This window comes from Aeromonas salmonicida subsp. salmonicida, assembly GCF_001643305.1.
In the GTDB taxonomy this organism is placed as follows: Bacteria; Pseudomonadota; Gammaproteobacteria; order Enterobacterales; family Aeromonadaceae; genus Aeromonas; species Aeromonas salmonicida.
The window spans coordinates 252,622-267,673 of the sequence record NZ_LSGW01000044.1 but is presented as its reverse complement, the minus strand read 5'-3'; the positions used below and the strand labels follow the sequence as shown (position 1 = coordinate 267,673).

The following is a 15,052-nucleotide window of genomic DNA, read 5'->3' as shown; positions in this document are numbered from 1 at the left end:
ACAGGCTGCTAGCGCGGCGTGATGCTCACATCCTTTGGGCACTGAATGGTCAACGAATGGACCGTATTGGCGATGCGGTGGGGTGTGCCCGCCTTGTATATCTTCTTCTCTTCGTCATAGCTGCCCGTTGTGTACTGGGTGGAGTAGAGCGTCTGCTGACGACGATCCGTCTCCTTGTATCCCTGGGGGCAGGTCTGGTTGGCCTGCTGGAAGCAGGCCGTCATGCTGCTGCACTCGATATAGAAACCCCGCTGGCTGGCATCGGCCAGATGGACAGGGGTAACGGTGGGCGGGGGTGGCGACAACAGGGCGCAGCCGGACAGCGCCAGCGCGCCCAGCATGATGAGATGTTTTGACATAAATAACCTGAACCATGTGGTGTGATAAAGAGTGAGGGGGAGTCTTTTGCTCCCCCTTCGCTGTAGGGCACAGTTATAACCAAGCGGGCCTGCCCAAACCAGCATACAAATGTAAGAAAATATGAACCCTGTCTATGCCTGTGTGGCCAGCAGAGCCTCTTCATCCACCTGGTCCAGCTGTTCCGGCGCCAGGAAACGCTCGGCATAGTCGCGCCAGATACCGCTGCTGACGAACAGGGCAAACAGCGCCGGGTCTATGTGCTGCTCACGCACCATGTTCTGCATGATGGTCAGGGATTGAGCCACCGTCTTGCCCGACTTGTAGGGGCGATCGCTGGCGGTCAGCGCCTCGAAGATGTCGGCGATGGCCATGATGCGGGCCGGGATGCTCATCTGTTGCCCCAGCAACTGGCGGGGGTAACCCTTGCCGTCCATGCGCTCATGATGTCCACCGGCGATCTCGGGCACATTGCGCAAATGGCGCGGGAAGGGGAGCCGCTCCAGCATGCGGATGGTCTGGATGATGTGCTCGTTGATCTTGTAGCGCTCCTCTTCTGTGAGGGTGCCGCGGCCGATGGCCAAGTTGTACCGTTCTCCACGGTTGTAGAGATAGGTTGGCACCCTGACCTTGAAGCCCCAGGGATTGCGTTCATCCAGGCTGTCGTGGACGGGGCGGGGTATGAGGTGGACTGTCTTGTCAGCGAGCAGTGGCTCGATACAGGGCAAATGGGGGGCCGGTTCGTTCTGGTGCAGCTTGAGTTCCTCCCGGCTGATGCCGAGCCTGTCGTCCAGGGTGCGCAACCAGGTGCGGTTGGCGATGGCATCGAGCCGTGTCAGCTTCTCCGGTGCCATCCATTCCCCGCCCAGGTTGCACTCGGCGACGAAGGCGAACTCCTGATCCAGGGTGCTCCAGCGTGGCGCCACCTCCGCTCTTGCCGCTTCCCGTTCTGACGCCGGCAGACGGGCCGCCAGCACCTCGATATAGGCGTCGCGTTTGAGCACTTCGAAGCGGGTATGGATCTCGTGGATCCGATCGTAGATAGTCTCCAGCTTGGTGGCCTTGTCGACCACAAACTCCGGCGTGGTGACCTTGCCGCAGTCGTGCAGCCAGCTCGCGATGTGAATAGCCTCCCACTCCTCTTCATTGAGCCGAAAGTCGGCGAAGGGGCCCTGCTGCTGGGCACAGGCCGCTTCGGTCAGCATCCGGGTCAGTTCGGGTACCCGCTGGCAGTGGCCACCCGTGTAGGGACTCTTGGCATCGATGGCCCCTGCCATCAGCTCGATGAAGGACTCCAGCAGCTGTTTCTGCTCCTCCAGCAGGCGCTGGTTCTCAATGGCGGAAGCAGACGTGCCTGCCAGCGCCTCGATCAGGCTGATGCGCGAGGCCAGTTCGCGCGCAGAGCAGCCGGGCAGGATCAACAGCAGGCAGCCGATCAGCTCCTGTCGATGATTGCACAGTGGCTCGGCGACCAGCTGGCAAGGGCCGGGGAAGGGACCCCAGCTTGCCAGATGTTGCTGCCAGCCCCGTTCGTCGACGGCCAGGGTAAGCCGCTCGCCATGAGCCAGCTTGCCGAGCAGCGCCTCCTGCCAGGGAGCCTGGTCGGCAGGCAAAGGCTGTTGCCGCCAGAGCGCCTGGACTGCCACCATGCTCTGCTCTTGCGCCAGGTAGAGGCAGCCCCCCTCGGCCTGCACGGCGGCTATTGTCTCGTGCAGTATGCGACTGAGCAGGGAGTCGAAGCGGTGTTCCGCCGCCAGTGCCCGGCCCATGTTCATGAAGTTGCCCAGGGTCAGTCGCATGCCGGACATGGTACGGGCCAGATCGTCGATCTCGCGGATCGCCGATTCCGGCACCCGGCTCTCGCCGAAGTCGAAGTGCTGGATCCGCTCCGCCTCTTGAGTCAGGGCCAGCAGGGGGGTCGCGGTGCGGCGGGAGACCAGCCAGATCACCGGCAACAGCAGCAGCAAGCCTGCCAGTGCCCAGCCGAGGTTGATCAGCGCTTCGTTGCGAGCCTGCTGGTAGAGCAGGTCGGCCGAGACCAGCAAGGCGATATAAAAGGGAGATCCCTCGCCGAGGGGAGAGAGATTGACCAGCCAGTCACTCTGATCGGCGGCGGTCAGATTCAGCTCCACCGGGCTGCTCAGCAAGGCAGGTTGGCTGGTGACCTGTTGCTGCAGCTGGGTCAGCACGGGATGGGACAGCGCCGACAGCAGGGGCAGCTGGCTCAGTTGCTCGAAGCTGGGAAGCTGTTTGGGATCCGTGGCAAGCAGAGTGGCATATTCGTCGAACAGAACCACCTGACTCTGCTCTGGCAACCGCAGTTCACCGATGAGGGCCGACAGTCCCTCGACGCTGGTATCCAGCCCGATCACTGCCCTTCTGTTGTCGCTTTCCACCGCCAGCGTCATGCCTGGCTCCTTGGTGGTAAAGAAGAGATAGGGGTGGGTGGTGGCGATGCCTGAACGCCAGCGTGCCTGCTTGTACCAGTCGCGGCTGCGGGGATCAAACTGGTATTGAGGCATGGCCCGGCGCTCGAGCAGGGTCAGCCGCTGGTCGAAGTAGAGAAACTCCCCCTTGCCCTGGTGCAGGCTCTGCACCAGCAAGGTGCTGGCCGCTGGGACCCTGTCCAGTTGGGCTCGGGCCCGCTCGGTCAACTTGCGCACCAGGAAGAAATCACCATCCGCGTAGCCGGCATAGACGGCACCATAACTGGGGCTGTTGGCCAGCACCTCTGCCAGTTGTGGCAGGTAGCCGAGCCGGGCATCCAGACTGTTCATGGCCGCCAGCTGACCGCTGCGCAGCAGACTGAGGGACATGCGGGCCGGCCGCTCGTTCAATTGAAGGGCAAGGGCGAGCTGCTCCCGGTATTGCAGGAAATTTTGCCGTTCATGCTCCAGTCCCTGTTGTGCCGCTTGCTGGAATTGCAACGCGATAAGGGCGCTGCCCAGCAGGGTAAACAGCAGGATGAAGAGGGTGGCGATATGCACATAGAAGGGTTTACGACCTGGCCTGGCACTTGTCATGGACACATCCTTGTCACACGGGCGATTGCAGAGACGATCAACTATCAGTGTGCCAACAGGATGACAGAAAACACAATAACCCGTTCAGATATATCAGGATATGGCATAAACGTAACGGCCCCATCGGGGCCGTCTTGAGGGGGTCAAGCCAGTACTGCGGCGGGCACCAGGGTGACGGGGGCGTCTTTCACCTCATGCCACACCTGATGATTGTCCTGATATTTGTAGTTGGCCGTGCCTGATTTCCAGTCTTCCCCGAGCACCATGCGCAGCTCGAAGTTGGGCTGGATCACCGGCCCGATCCCGCCGCTCTGGGGCCATTTGATAATGGGGTAGCCCTGCGCAGTCACCAGGATATGGCACTGCTTGGGCATGACGCACATATAGGTGTATTGGCCTTTCAGTTCGGAGGCCATGTCGAGCGGTGGATTGGTTGCCTGGGTCAGATGGGCGACGCCATTGACTGTCTCCCCCGGCGTATAGACTGCCAGGTTCAGGTGCAGCAGTTGCGCCCCCGGCATGGCTTTGCCGATCTCGAAAGAGGCGAGGAAGAGGCCTGTCTTGGTGTCTGTGATTGCATTCATGCCTGTATTCTCCTGCAAGAAGAGGGGGTAGGTTGAGCTCACAACCAGACGACGAGCCACAGCATGCTAGCGCTTGCGGTCAGACCGGGTAACTGTGGATATTGTCACTTGACGCTCAGCCCGGGCTGGCATAGCGCCATCAGCACCCCTGGCAAGGCAGGAGGCTAAGGGAACTCAGGCGGTGCGGTGATTTAGATTATCGGTTGCCAGCAAAGAGCCAGGGTCAATTCGTTGGCCTGGCGCGTGATTCGTTCAGGTATCCCGTGCTACATTGCCTCCCTTGTTACTGGTCTGTAAATCAATGGAGTGACCCATGTCTGCCATCCCCTATTCAGTGCTCGATCTGGTCCCCGTGCCCGAAGGCTCCCACCCGGCCGAGTCGTTTCGCCGTTCGCTGGACCTAGCCCAGCATGCCGAGCGCTGGGGGTATCAGCGTTACTGGCTGGCGGAGCATCACAACATGCCGGGCATCGCCAGTGCTGCCACCGCTGTGCTGATCGGTCATCTGGCGGGGGGCACCAAGACCCTGCGACTGGGCGCCGGCGGCATCATGCTGCCGAACCATGCACCGCTGGTGATTGCCGAGCAGTTTGGCACCTTGGCTTCGCTTTACCCTGATCGCATCGATCTTGGGCTGGGTCGTGCCCCGGGCACGGATCAGCGCACCATGCAGGCACTGCGACGTCAGCGCAGCGGCGACGTGGATGAGTTTCCGGCGGATGTGCGCGAGTTGATGAGTTATTTCGGTGACGAGACAGGGGCGGTACAGGCAGTGCCGGGTCAGGGGCTGCATCTGCCCATCTGGCTGCTTGGGTCCAGCCTTTACAGTGCCCAGCTTGCCGCTTCTATGGGGCTGCCGTTTGGTTTTGCCTCTCACTTTGCTCCCGGTCTGTTGCTGCAGGCGCTGGAGATCTACCGCGCCCAGTACCGCCCCTCGGTGCGCTGGCCCAAGCCCTATGCGGTGGTCTGCATCAACATGATCGCCGCCGACAGCGAGCGGGAGGCCCGTTTCCAGTTCACCACTGTGCAGCAACAGTTCCTGCGCCTCTACCGGGGTGATGCTGGCAAGCTGCCCGCACCTGTGGCCGGGCTGGAGGAAGAGTGGTCACCCCGTGAGCTGATGGCGATAGAGCAGACCCTGTCCCGCTCACTGGTGGGAGATCGCGATCAGGTGCGTCACGGCCTCAAGGCGTTGCTGGCCGAGACGGGGGCCGATGAGCTGATGTTCAACGGCCCCATCGTCGATCAGGGGGCGCGGCTGCGCTCGTTCGAGATCGCGGCCGAGCTGATGCAGAGCCTGTGATCCATGGATGAGGTCTACTGGAACCCCATGGTGCCCGAGCTGTCGGTGACCAGCCTGGCAGCTTCCTTGCCTTTCTATACCGGGCTATTGGGGTTTACTGTGCGCTATCAGCGCGACGATCCCCCCTTCGCATATCTGGAGCAGCAACAGGTACAGTTGATGCTGGAACAGATCCATCCGGCAGGATGGCTGACCGGTGTGCTGGAGCCTCCGTTGGGACGCGGTATAAATTTGCAGATGGAGCTGACCGACATCCAGCCCCTGCTCGCTCGGCTGGCGCTGGCCGGGGTGGCGCTCTATCGACCACTGCGTGAATCCTGGTATCCGGTGGGAAATATGAGCTCGGGTCAGCGGGAGTTTCTGGTACAGGACCCCGACGGTTATCTGTTGCGGTTCGTCCAGCATCTGGGCGAACGACCGGCTTTCTGATCCAAGATTACATCTAATTCATTGATTTTAAACAATAGTCAGGTTGATGTCGGCCATCTGTCGTGTCACCTTTCTCCGTGCTGGCCCTATGCTGGCCCTGTCTACCACCACTAGGAGCTCATGATGATCGTCAGGAAGTTGAGATTGCAACGGGGTTGGTCACAGGATCAGTTGGCGACCCTGACTGGCTTGAGTGTTCGCACCATACAGCGGATCGAACAGGGTCAGCAGCCCGGACTGGAATCTCTCAAGGCCCTGGCCTCCGTCTTTGAACTTGATGTGGCTCAACTGGATGGGACACAACAACAGGAGCGCGAGATGAGAGGGAATGAAACTATGGGTCAGGACAGGGTGCAGGTGTCGGCAGAGGAGCGGGCTGCCATGGGGTATGTGGAGGGGCTCAAAGGCTTCTACTACCACATTTTCAGCTATGTGCTGGTGATCTGCGGGCTGTTTGTCATCAACTACCTCAGCAACCCGGACTATATCTGGGCCTGGTGGCCGGCGCTGGGGTGGGGTCTGGGGCTGATCTCCCATGCCATCAACCTGTTCCAGCCCTTCAAGCTGTTTGGTCCGGAATGGGAGCGACGCTAGATCGAGAAGCGACTGGGGCGCAAGCTGTAACTCATTGGTGCGAATAGAACAAAGCCCGGCAACTTGCCGGGCTTTGTTCTTGTGTAACGCGACAGAGTGAGGCTCTCGTCGCTCAGGCGCAGCCCTTAACCATCACTTGGCGTGAGTGGGGCAGGGCGTCGCTATCAGGGCATCGTCTTCATAACGCCACAGGGTGAGGCTGTTGCCCCACACGCAGCCGGTGTCGAGCGCCTTGATGTCGTTCCTGCCTGTGTTGCCCATCAGGGCCGCCCAGTGGCCGAATACCAGTATGGGGTCATCCATATGGTGCTCGCGCTGCTCGAACCAGGGGCGCAGGCCGGGAGTAGACTCCGTGGGGCCCTTCTTGCACTTGAACTCGAGTCGGCCATCGAAATAGCAGAAGCGCATCCGGGTGAAGGTGTTGATGATGTAGCGGTAACGCTCGATACCTGCCAGATCTTCACTCCAGCCATCGGGCAGATCGCCATACATGTTGTGCAACAACCAGCTGTACTGATCGCCGCGCAGCAGACTCTCCACTTCGCGGGCACAGTTGCGTGCCGTTCGGGCGTCCCAGGCGGGGGAGATACCGGCATGCACCATCATGATGGGCAGATCCGGGTGCTCCGCCAGCAGGGGGCGATGGCGCAACCACGTCAGCAGCTCGTCCCGATCCGGCGCTTCCATCAGGGCTTGCAGCTTGTCTTTCTTCTTGAGCGGCGCAACGCCATCGGCGACCGCCAGCAGGTGAAGGTCGTGGTTGCCGAGCACTGTGACGGCCCGCTGGCCCAGCGACTTGACGTAGCGCAGTGTCTTCAGGGAGTCCGGTCCGCGGGCGACCAGGTCGCCGCAGAGCCAGAGCACGTCCTTGGCTGGATCGAACTTTGCGAGATCCAGCAGACGACGCAAGTCGTCATAACAGCCCTGGATATCGCCAACAAAACAGTTCGCCATGAAACCTCAGTTAATAATGTTTGGGACGGCCAGGGTAAAAGGCGCTATGGGCGCCTCGAACGGCTGCCCTGACTCATCTTGCAGGGTATAGCTCCCTTCCATTACCCCAAAGGGGGTGTCGAGTGGCACTCCGCTCTGATAGCGAAAGGTCTCCCCTTCGGCAATCACGGGCAGCTCCCCGACCACGCCGGGGCCCTCGACTTCCAGCATCTTGCCGTTGGCATCCGTGATGAGCCAGCGCCGGTGCAGCAGCTGCGCCGGCCCTGGCCCCAGATTCTCGATCTCGATCAGATAGTGGAACTGGTAAGGGTCCTGGGTATCCGCCACATAACGCGGGTATGGGCGGATAACGATATGCGGGTATGCCACGGGATCAGGCCTGTTGTTGATCCGCCAGCCAGTTGGCGATCATGACGAACTGCTCCAGGGAGAGATTCTCCGGGCGCAGGTTGCCATCGATACCAAGCTCGGTCAGCTGAGCGTCCGTGATGAAGTTGGCGAAGCTGTTGCGGATGGTCTTGCGGCGCTGGCCAAAGCCTTCGGTACAGACGCGGCTCAGGCAGCGGATGTCTTTGGCGACTATGGTCGGGTTCTTGTGCGGCACCAGACGGACCACGGCTGAATCCACTTTCGGTGCCGGTTTGAAGGCGCCAGGGCCCACTTCCAGCACGGGGATCACCTGGCAGTAGTACTGCACCATGACGCTCAGGCGGCCATAGGCCTTGCTGCCCGGGCCGGCAGACATCCGCAATACCACTTCTTTTTGCAGCATGAAGTGCATGTCTTCTACCCGGTCGGCGAAATCGCACAGGTGGAAGATGAGCGGCGTGGAGATGTTGTAGGGCAGGTTGCCGAAGATGCGCAGCGGCCCCTTGCCTTCCCCCATCAGAGTGCCGAAGTCGAAGCGCATGGCATCGGCCTCGATCACGGTCAGCTTGTCCTTGAGGGTCGGGTGCTCGCGCAGGCGCGCGGCCAAGTCCCGGTCCAGCTCGACCACTGTCATCTTGTCCATCTGGGAGGCGACCGGTTCGGTCAGGGCGGCGAGGCCCGGGCCTATCTCCACCAGATTCTGACCCGGCTGCGGATTGATGGCGGCCACTATCTGATCGATCACATAGCGGTCATGCAAGAAGTTCTGACCGAAACGCTTACGGGCCGTGTGACCCATGTGCACCTTGTTGCTCTGCACCTTACTGCTCATATCTTTTTTTCTCTACCATCTTGATGGCGTGGTTAATCGCGGTGATCAGGCTGCCCGGGTCCGCCAGGCTCTTGCCTGCCAGATCCAGCGCAGTGCCGTGATCCACCGAAGTGCGGATGAAAGGAAGTCCAAGGGTGATATTGACCGAACTGCCGAACCCCTTGTATTTGAGCACGGGCAGCCCCTGGTCGTGGTACATGGCGAGTACCGCATCCGCATCCTTGAGGTATTTGTCCTGGAACAGGGTATCGGCCGGCAGCGGGCCGACCAGATCGATACCCTCCTGGCACAAGCTGGCCAGGGCGGGTTCGATCACGTCAATCTCTTCACGGCCGAGATGACCCCCTTCCCCGGCGTGGGGATTGAGGCCGCAGACGTAAATCCGGGGCTTGGCGATGCCAAACTTGGTTTTGAGATCCGCATCCAGAATGCGGATCACCTTGCCGAGGCGATCCTCCGTGATGGCCATGGCCACGTAGGCGAGCGGGATATGGGTGGTCGCCAGCGCCACCCGCAAGCCTTCGGTCGCCAGCAGCATCACCACGTCGGCGGTGCCTGACTGCTGTGCGAAGAACTCGGTATGACCACTGAATGACACGCCCGCCTGATTGATGATCCCCTTGTGCACCGGCCCGGTTACCACGGCGGCAAATTCACCGCTGAGGTTGCCGTCACAGGCGCGCTGCAGGGTGGCCAGCACATAGGCGCCGTTGCCCTCGTTCAGCTCACCCGGCACCACGGGGGCGCCGAGGCTGAGTGGACAGATGCTCAGGGTACCCGCCTGCTGCGGCTGGGCAGGGGCCTTTGCATCATAGGGTTCCAGCTCGATGGGCAGCCCCAGCAGGGCGGCCCGTTCGAGCATCAGGGCAGGATCGGCGATCACCACCAGCTGGTGGGGCCAATCCTGCTGGGCTATCTGCAGCACCAGATCCGGGCCTATTCCGGCGGGCTCACCCGGCGTAATGGCGAGACGACGACAGCTCATCAGCTGCCGGCGCCTTCAATCTGGATGTAGGCCTCGTCACGCAGCTCATCCAGCCACGCCTGGGACTCTTCGGTGAAGCGGCGGTTGAAGATGAGCTGATAGGCACGCTGCTCCTGGGCCTTGCTGGTGGCATCCTGGCTGCGACGCTCTTCCAGCTGCACTATGTGCCAGCCGTGGGTAGTACGGAAGGGGGCGCTCAGCTCACCCGGCTTGAGGCGGTTGACCATGTCGCGGAACTCCGGCACATAGACGTTGGGATCAGACCAGCCCAGCTCGCCGCCCTGCACCGCAGAGCCCGGATCTTCGGAGTATTTTTCCGCCAGACTGGCGAAGGTCGCCTTGCCGCTCTTGATGTCGTGCAGTATGCCATCCAGCATGCCCTTGGCTTTCTCTTCGCTGAGGATGATGGAAGGCTTGATCAGTATGTGGCGTGCTTTTACCTCGGTCTGCAGCACCTGCTGCTGACCCTTGGCATCGAACACCTTGACGATGTGCAGACCGGCGCCAGAGCGCAGCGGGCCCACTATGTCACCCTTGGCTGCGCCTTGTACCGCTTCGGCCATCAGGGTCGGCATCTCTTGCGGGCTCATCCAGCTCCAGTCGCCCCCTTCCAGTGCCTTGGGACCATTACTCTCGGCAATGGCCAGCTTGCGGAAGTCGGCGCCCTGTTTCAGGGCAGCCAGGATGCGCTCTATCTTACTCTTGGCGGCGTTGAGCTGCTCGGCGCTCGGGTTGTCAGGCAGGGCAATCTGGATATGGCCGACATGGTACTGCTGTTGCTGCTGGCCCTGCTTGGCGAGGATATCCACCACCTGCTTGACCTCCTGATCGGAGATATTGATGCGACGGCGCACCTGGTTGCGGCGCACTTCGTTCATCAGGATCTCGCGGCGCACCTCTTCCCGATACTGGGCATAGGTCAGGCCTTCGCGGGCCAGTTGGGCTCGCAGCTGATCCAGGGTCATCTTGTTGTCGGCGGCTATGCTCTGGATGGCTTGCTCCAGCTGGGTGTCGCTGATCTTCAGGCCCTGGCGATCCGCCAGTTGCAGTTGCAGGCTCTCCTGGATCAGGCGATCCAGCGCCTGCTTGCGCAGGGTGGCATCATCGGGCAGGGACTGGCCGCTCTCCTGGGCAGAGCTTTTGACTTTCTGTACCAGGGCTTCCTGCTGGCTGGCCAGCACCACGTCCTTGTTGACCACGGCAAGCACCTTGTCCATCAGCTCGGGGGCGGCGAAGGCCCCCTGACTCATGGCTCCGAACAGGCCTGCAGTCAGCAGGGAAATCAACGTCTTCTTCATATCCATCTCTCAAGGCGTTTGCCAGACCGGTTATTGGTCTCGCAGGTTAAACGGACGAATGTAAGGCAGTGCTTCGGTATCCAGGGAGGTGCCCTTGGAGCCGGTACCCACGCTACCCAATCCTTTCATTTCAAACTGAATGCCCAGGCTGCGCTCCGAGGTCGGACGCATGGTCACGTTATCCGGTGTATTGACCCACTCCAGGTTGAAGTTGATGCTCCAGCAGCAGGAGTCATATTTCAGACCCACCTTGCGATCCACCTTCACTCCCTGATCAAGGTCGTGATAGTAGCCACCGTAGAGGTGCCACTGATCATTGAGCGGTGTGGTCAACAGCATGCCGACCTGATTTAGGTCGGCGACCTGGTTGGTGTTCGACAGGTCGTAGTTGGCATTGCGCACGAAGCGGTAGTTCAACTGGCTGATCAGCTTCTCGCGGCGATACTCGAGGGCGCTGTTGGCAGAGCTGATCTCGCTCTGATCCATATCATATTGCGCCCCGGCATGGGCAAACCACTGCTCGTTGATCTTGGCATCCCCCTCAAACGAGAGCGGGGAGCGGGTGTTGGTCGCCAGTGACTCGCTGGGGTAGAGCTTGACCCTGGGGGCAACAAAGTCGAAAGCTTGGGCAACGGCCAGTCGAATTCGTTCATCACCAGCCTGATCATAAACCCGGGTGGTAACACCGAGTGAGACCCTGTTGGAGTCGCTGATGCGGTCCAGACCGGCATAACGGCGGTCGCTGAACAGGCTGTAGTAGTCCTGACGCATGGTGGTGGAGTCGTAGACACCTATGTTGTCCTGATCCTTGTAGGGCACATAGAGGTACTGGAACTCGGGCTCCAGGGTTTGATTGGCGTCGCCACCAAACCAGTCCTGGTTGCGTTCGAAGGTCATGCCGCCCTTGAGGCGGAAGGAAGGCAGTGTCCGGGTGATGATGCCCTCATCCAAAGTAACACCGCTCGCACCTTCAGGAGTGAACCGCTTGGTGAAGGTGGAGCTCATGTTGTCCGGCACTTCCTGATCGTAACGGGTGTACATCAGCTTGTACTGGCTGTCGAGGTAGTAGCCCGCCTCGTCGATGAGCGGCATGGTCAGGGTCGGCGCCGTGTAGACCCGGGTGCCGGTATAGGCATCTCCCAGGTTTTGCGCTGAGGCCTGGGTGTTGTTGTAACCGAACCGGGTGACTTCGGTATTCCAGGCCAGATCGTACCAGTTGCCCTGATGGTAGTAGTTGTGGTTGATCCGTGGCATCAGTTCGTGAGGCTGCTGGGCACTTGCCAGCAGTATCTGGTAGGTCCGCACCTCTGTGTTGAGGTTCCAGTTTTGCTGGAAGTAGCCGGCCATCAGGGATTGCTGCAACTGGTTCTCGACCTGGGTGCCCACCTTGGGGGAGAAGTCGTTGAAGTAGTTGTAATCCCGATCCCGGACCTTGGTGTAGTCGACCGACACCCGCATGGCATTGTCGGCAAACAGTGAGGTGTGGCGCGCATTGAGCAAATAGCGATGCCCGTCAGACAGCTTTTCGTTCAGGCTGGGGGTTTCATCATACTGTTTGTCGTCTGCCAGATTTTCGAAATAGAGGCTGCCGACATGGGCCGGGTCCGGCATATAGCGGAACTCGACCTGCTCCATCAGGCCCCGTCTGTCCATGAAACGGGAAGTGATGGTGGCATCGTAGTTGGGCGCTATGTTCCAGTAGAACGGCTGGGTGATGTCCATGCCGTTCTTGGAGCTCTGGGTATAACCCGGGTAGAGCAGGCCGGTTTTGCGCTCATCCTTGATGGGGAAGTTGATATACGGGAAATAGAATACTGGATAGTCATAGAGCCAGAGGCTGGCGTTCCAGGCTTCCCCGAACACCTCTGTCTGATCGATGTCGATGCTGCCCGCTTTCAGGGTCCATACTTCCTGGCCAGGTGGGCAGGTTGTGTACTGAGCCCCTTCCAGAGTGATGTTCTGGTTGTTGTTGGTCATGGTGACCCGGTCGGCAGAGCCGCGTACCGGTGAGCCATGAACCTGGTATTTGCCCTCTTCCAGCTCGGAATTCTTGGTATCCAGGTTGGATTTCAGGGTCTTGTCACTGGTGACAGTGATCTGGCCATCGTTGTAATAGATGTTGCCGATGGCGATGACATCCCGGCTCTTCTGATCGAGCTCGGCATAATCCGAGTCAAATTTGCGCACACCCTGGCGAACTTTGACATCGCCCTGATAGACGGCGGTACCGCCCTGCTTGGCCTCTAGCCGATCGGCATCCACTTCGACAGGTTGGGCGTTGGCATCCTTTCCGGGGGCCAGTTTCTCTACCTTGGGTACATAGTCATAGCAGAGCCCGTCCAGGATCCCGGTGGCGGGCGGCGGCGTCAGCGGAGCCGCCTGCACTATGGCCGGGGTCAGGGCTGGGATAAGGCTGATGGTCAGGGCGATGGGATATGAGTACCCCAGTGTCCATTTTGTCATGTGAAAGACTCGCGCAATCCGTGGTAGATACGGCTGATTCAAGACATGCATTTTACGACAGGATTCATCGAGTTGACATTGCATGTCATTGCTTTATGTTAGCCGGCAATGATAAAGCATTATTGCGGCCAGGGCTAACAGCCAAGTGCTGCTTTCCAATTCGGTCCCCGACTTATGTACGATCGCGATTCCCTGCTATTGCAATGGGCTCGCCGGATTTCCGGTGATGCCAACCTTGAGTTGACCCTGATTTCTGGTGACGCCAGTTTTCGCCGCTACTACCGTGGCGGTGGCTTGGTGTGGGTGGATGCCAATCCAAAAACCGAAAAAAATCATGAATTTGTCCGCAATGCCTCTGCTTTGCATGCCATGGGGCTGCTGGCGCCCGAGGTAAAGGGGGTGGACTATGATGATGGCCTGCTGGCTGTGACAGATCTGGGGGATACCCAGCTTATCAGCTGTCTGGATGCGCAGAATGTGCTGGCCTGGTATGGCAAAGCCATCGCCTTGCTACCCAGACTGGGGGCGGTAGCACTGGCGCTGGAGCCCTTCGACGCTGCCTTCATGGCCCGTGAAAACAGTATTTTCCCCGAGTGGCTGCTGGGCCATCATCTGCAACTGGCCCTGAGCGAGTCTGAACAACAGCTGCTGGATGATATGTTTGCCTGCCTCACCGCCAGCAATCTGGCTCAGCCTCAGGGGGTGATGCACCGTGACTTTCACAGCCGCAACCTGATGGTCTGTGGTGGTGATACTCCAAACGGCAGCGAATTGGCCATCATCGATTTTCAAGACATGGTGATAGGTCCCCTCAGCTATGACCTCGTCTCTCTGCTGAAAGACTGTTACGTGCGCTGGCCCGACGATGTGATCGAGCAGGGCATGCGCCATGGCTTCGATACGTTGCAGCAGGCGGGTCTGCTTGGCGGGCTCGACTATGCCAGTTTCCGTCGTCATGCCGACCTGACCGGCATGCAGCGTCACCTGAAGGCGGCGGGTCTCTTCACCCGCCTCTATCACAGGGATGGCAAGTCCGGTTACCTCAAGGACATTCCCCGCACCCTGGGCTATGTGGTGGATGTGTGCCAGCAACATGGCGCCAGCTATCCGGAGCTGGCCCGCTTCGGTGCCTGGTTGCAGCAAGTGGTGCTGCCCGGGCTGGCCCGAGTGGCCGGAGCCCCGGTATGAAGGCGATGATCCTGGCTGCCGGCCGTGGCGAGCGGATGCGCCCGCTCACTGACACCTTGCCCAAGCCGCTGCTGGCGGCAGGGGGCAAGCCGCTCATAGTGCACCATATCGAAAAGCTCAAGGCTGCCGGAGTGACCCAGCTTGTCATCAACCACGCCTGGCTCGGCCACAAACTGGTGGAAGCGCTCGGTGATGGCAGTGCGTTCGGGGTCAGCATTCACTGGTCGGCAGAGGCGAGTGCGCTGGAAACCGCCGGTGGCATAGTGCAGGCGCTGCCCCTGCTTGGTGCCGATCCGTTTCTGGTGATCAACGGCGATACCTGGCTCAGTCTGGACTATCGCACCCTGGTCAACCAGCCACTGGGTACGGATCTGGCCCATCTCTGGCTGGTGCCCAATCCGCCCCAGCATCCTCATGGGGATTTCTCGCTTCACGCCGGTCGGGTGCAGGATGCGCCAGCCTTCACCTTCAGTGGTGTCGGGCTCTATGACCCCGCCGCCTTTGCCGATTTGCCGTCGGGGGCGCGCAAGCTGGCCCCCCTGCTGCGCGAGTGGATGGCGCAAGGCCGGGTCGGTGGCGCCATGCTGGCCGGCGAGTGGCGCGATATTGGCACCACAGAGCGGCTGCGCGAGCTGGATGATCAGCTGCAACGGCGCACTCATTAACATCACGA

14 protein-coding genes are annotated in these 15,052 nt (G+C 60.3%); 5 read left to right on the top strand and 9 right to left on the bottom strand.

Annotation, left to right across the window (positions count from 1 at the left end):
- Positions 1-8: 8 nt before the first annotated feature.
- From AXW79_RS04745 to AXW79_RS04735, 3 genes are all read right to left on the bottom strand, one after another.
- Complete coding sequence (locus tag AXW79_RS04745; protein ID WP_005311687.1) at positions 9-359, bottom strand: hypothetical protein; 351 nt, start codon at positions 357-359, stop codon at positions 9-11.
- A gap of 132 nt (positions 360-491) precedes the next feature.
- Complete coding sequence (locus AXW79_RS04740; protein WP_005311688.1) at positions 492-3,380, bottom strand: HD domain-containing phosphohydrolase; 2,889 nt, start codon at positions 3,378-3,380, stop codon at positions 492-494.
- 143 nt (positions 3,381-3,523) lie between these two features.
- On the bottom strand, positions 3,524-3,964 hold the full coding sequence (locus AXW79_RS04735; RefSeq protein WP_005311690.1) for a DUF1842 domain-containing protein: 441 nt from the start codon (positions 3,962-3,964) through the stop codon (positions 3,524-3,526).
- A gap of 313 nt (positions 3,965-4,277) precedes the next feature.
- Here AXW79_RS04735 and AXW79_RS04730 point away from each other — a divergent pair, with 313 nt between their 5' ends.
- The 3 genes from AXW79_RS04730 (at position 4,278) to AXW79_RS04720 (ending at position 6,290) form a co-directional block, all read left to right on the top strand.
- Positions 4,278-5,267: a luciferase-like monooxygenase gene (locus AXW79_RS04730; protein ID WP_005311692.1), complete on the top strand. Its 990-nt coding sequence runs from the start codon at positions 4,278-4,280 to the stop codon at positions 5,265-5,267.
- A 3-nt stretch (positions 5,268-5,270) separates the two neighbouring features.
- On the top strand, positions 5,271-5,696 hold the full coding sequence (locus AXW79_RS04725) for a bleomycin resistance protein (protein WP_005311694.1): 426 nt from the start codon (positions 5,271-5,273) through the stop codon (positions 5,694-5,696).
- Between the two features lie 123 nt (positions 5,697-5,819).
- Positions 5,820-6,290, top strand: a complete 471-nt coding sequence (locus AXW79_RS04720; RefSeq protein WP_043143601.1) for a 2TM domain-containing protein — start codon at positions 5,820-5,822, stop codon at positions 6,288-6,290.
- Between the two features lie 132 nt (positions 6,291-6,422).
- Here AXW79_RS04720 and AXW79_RS04715 read toward each other — a convergent pair whose 3' ends face one another.
- The 6 genes from AXW79_RS04715 to lptD are packed head-to-tail and all read right to left on the bottom strand — an operon-like array spanning position 6,423 to position 13,191.
- Positions 6,423-7,244, bottom strand: a complete 822-nt coding sequence (locus tag AXW79_RS04715; RefSeq protein WP_005311698.1) for a symmetrical bis(5'-nucleosyl)-tetraphosphatase — start codon at positions 7,242-7,244, stop codon at positions 6,423-6,425.
- Positions 7,245-7,250: 6 nt separating this feature from the next.
- On the bottom strand, positions 7,251-7,613 hold the full coding sequence (gene apaG, locus AXW79_RS04710) for a Co2+/Mg2+ efflux protein ApaG (RefSeq protein WP_005311700.1): 363 nt from the start codon (positions 7,611-7,613) through the stop codon (positions 7,251-7,253).
- Between the two features lie 4 nt (positions 7,614-7,617).
- Positions 7,618-8,445, bottom strand: coding sequence for a 16S rRNA (adenine(1518)-N(6)/adenine(1519)-N(6))-dimethyltransferase RsmA (gene rsmA, locus AXW79_RS04705; protein ID WP_011899041.1), 828 nt, complete (start codon positions 8,443-8,445; stop codon positions 7,618-7,620).
- Positions 8,435-9,430 carry a 4-hydroxythreonine-4-phosphate dehydrogenase PdxA gene (gene pdxA / locus AXW79_RS04700; RefSeq protein ID WP_011899040.1) on the bottom strand — a complete coding sequence of 332 codons (996 nt, stop codon included), beginning with the start codon at positions 9,428-9,430 and terminating at the stop codon, positions 8,435-8,437. The genes rsmA and pdxA overlap by 11 nt, the downstream gene beginning before the upstream one ends.
- A complete protein-coding gene (gene surA / locus AXW79_RS04695; protein WP_005311706.1) occupies positions 9,430-10,728 on the bottom strand; it encodes a peptidylprolyl isomerase SurA in 1,299 nt (432 codons plus the stop codon). The genes pdxA and surA overlap by 1 nt, the downstream gene beginning before the upstream one ends.
- Positions 10,729-10,758: 30 nt before the next feature.
- Positions 10,759-13,191, bottom strand: a complete 2,433-nt coding sequence (gene lptD, locus AXW79_RS04690; protein WP_005311708.1) for an LPS assembly protein LptD — start codon at positions 13,189-13,191, stop codon at positions 10,759-10,761.
- Positions 13,192-13,365: 174 nt separating this feature from the next.
- On the opposite strand from lptD, the gene AXW79_RS04685 reads away from it, so the two are divergent.
- Together AXW79_RS04685 and murU are read left to right on the top strand one after the other, a co-directional pair.
- Positions 13,366-14,379, top strand: coding sequence for an aminoglycoside phosphotransferase family protein (locus AXW79_RS04685; RefSeq protein ID WP_005311710.1), 1,014 nt, complete (start codon positions 13,366-13,368; stop codon positions 14,377-14,379).
- Positions 14,376-15,044 carry an N-acetylmuramate alpha-1-phosphate uridylyltransferase MurU gene (gene murU / locus AXW79_RS04680; protein ID WP_005311711.1) on the top strand — a complete coding sequence of 223 codons (669 nt, stop codon included), beginning with the start codon at positions 14,376-14,378 and terminating at the stop codon, positions 15,042-15,044. Before AXW79_RS04685 ends, murU begins: the two co-directional genes overlap by 4 nt.
- Positions 15,045-15,052: the final 8 nt, after the last annotated feature.

Bases quoted from the DNA above. Each gene is read 5' to 3' on its own strand.
- pdxA (WP_011899040.1), bottom strand. From the start codon at position 9,430: ATGAGCTGTCGTCGTCTCGCCATTACGCCGGGTGAGCCCGCCGGAATA.
- AXW79_RS04685 (WP_005311710.1), top strand. From the start codon at position 13,366: ATGTACGATCGCGATTCCCTGCTATTGCAATGGGCTCGCCGGATTTCC.
- murU (WP_005311711.1), top strand. From the start codon at position 14,376: ATGAAGGCGATGATCCTGGCTGCCGGCCGTGGCGAGCGGATGCGCCCG.
- AXW79_RS04740 (WP_005311688.1), bottom strand. From the start codon at position 3,380: ATGACAAGTGCCAGGCCAGGTCGTAAACCCTTCTATGTGCATATCGCC.
- AXW79_RS04735 (WP_005311690.1), bottom strand. From the start codon at position 3,964: ATGAATGCAATCACAGACACCAAGACAGGCCTCTTCCTCGCCTCTTTC.
- AXW79_RS04745 (WP_005311687.1), bottom strand. From the start codon at position 359: ATGTCAAAACATCTCATCATGCTGGGCGCGCTGGCGCTGTCCGGCTGC.
- lptD (WP_005311708.1), bottom strand. From the start codon at position 13,191: ATGACAAAATGGACACTGGGGTACTCATATCCCATCGCCCTGACCATC.
- surA (WP_005311706.1), bottom strand. From the start codon at position 10,728: ATGAAGAAGACGTTGATTTCCCTGCTGACTGCAGGCCTGTTCGGAGCC.
- AXW79_RS04730 (WP_005311692.1), top strand. From the start codon at position 4,278: ATGTCTGCCATCCCCTATTCAGTGCTCGATCTGGTCCCCGTGCCCGAA.
- AXW79_RS04715 (WP_005311698.1), bottom strand. From the start codon at position 7,244: ATGGCGAACTGTTTTGTTGGCGATATCCAGGGCTGTTATGACGACTTG.
- rsmA (WP_011899041.1), bottom strand. From the start codon at position 8,445: ATGAGCAGTAAGGTGCAGAGCAACAAGGTGCACATGGGTCACACGGCC.
- AXW79_RS04720 (WP_043143601.1), top strand. From the start codon at position 5,820: ATGATCGTCAGGAAGTTGAGATTGCAACGGGGTTGGTCACAGGATCAG.
- AXW79_RS04725 (WP_005311694.1), top strand. From the start codon at position 5,271: ATGGATGAGGTCTACTGGAACCCCATGGTGCCCGAGCTGTCGGTGACC.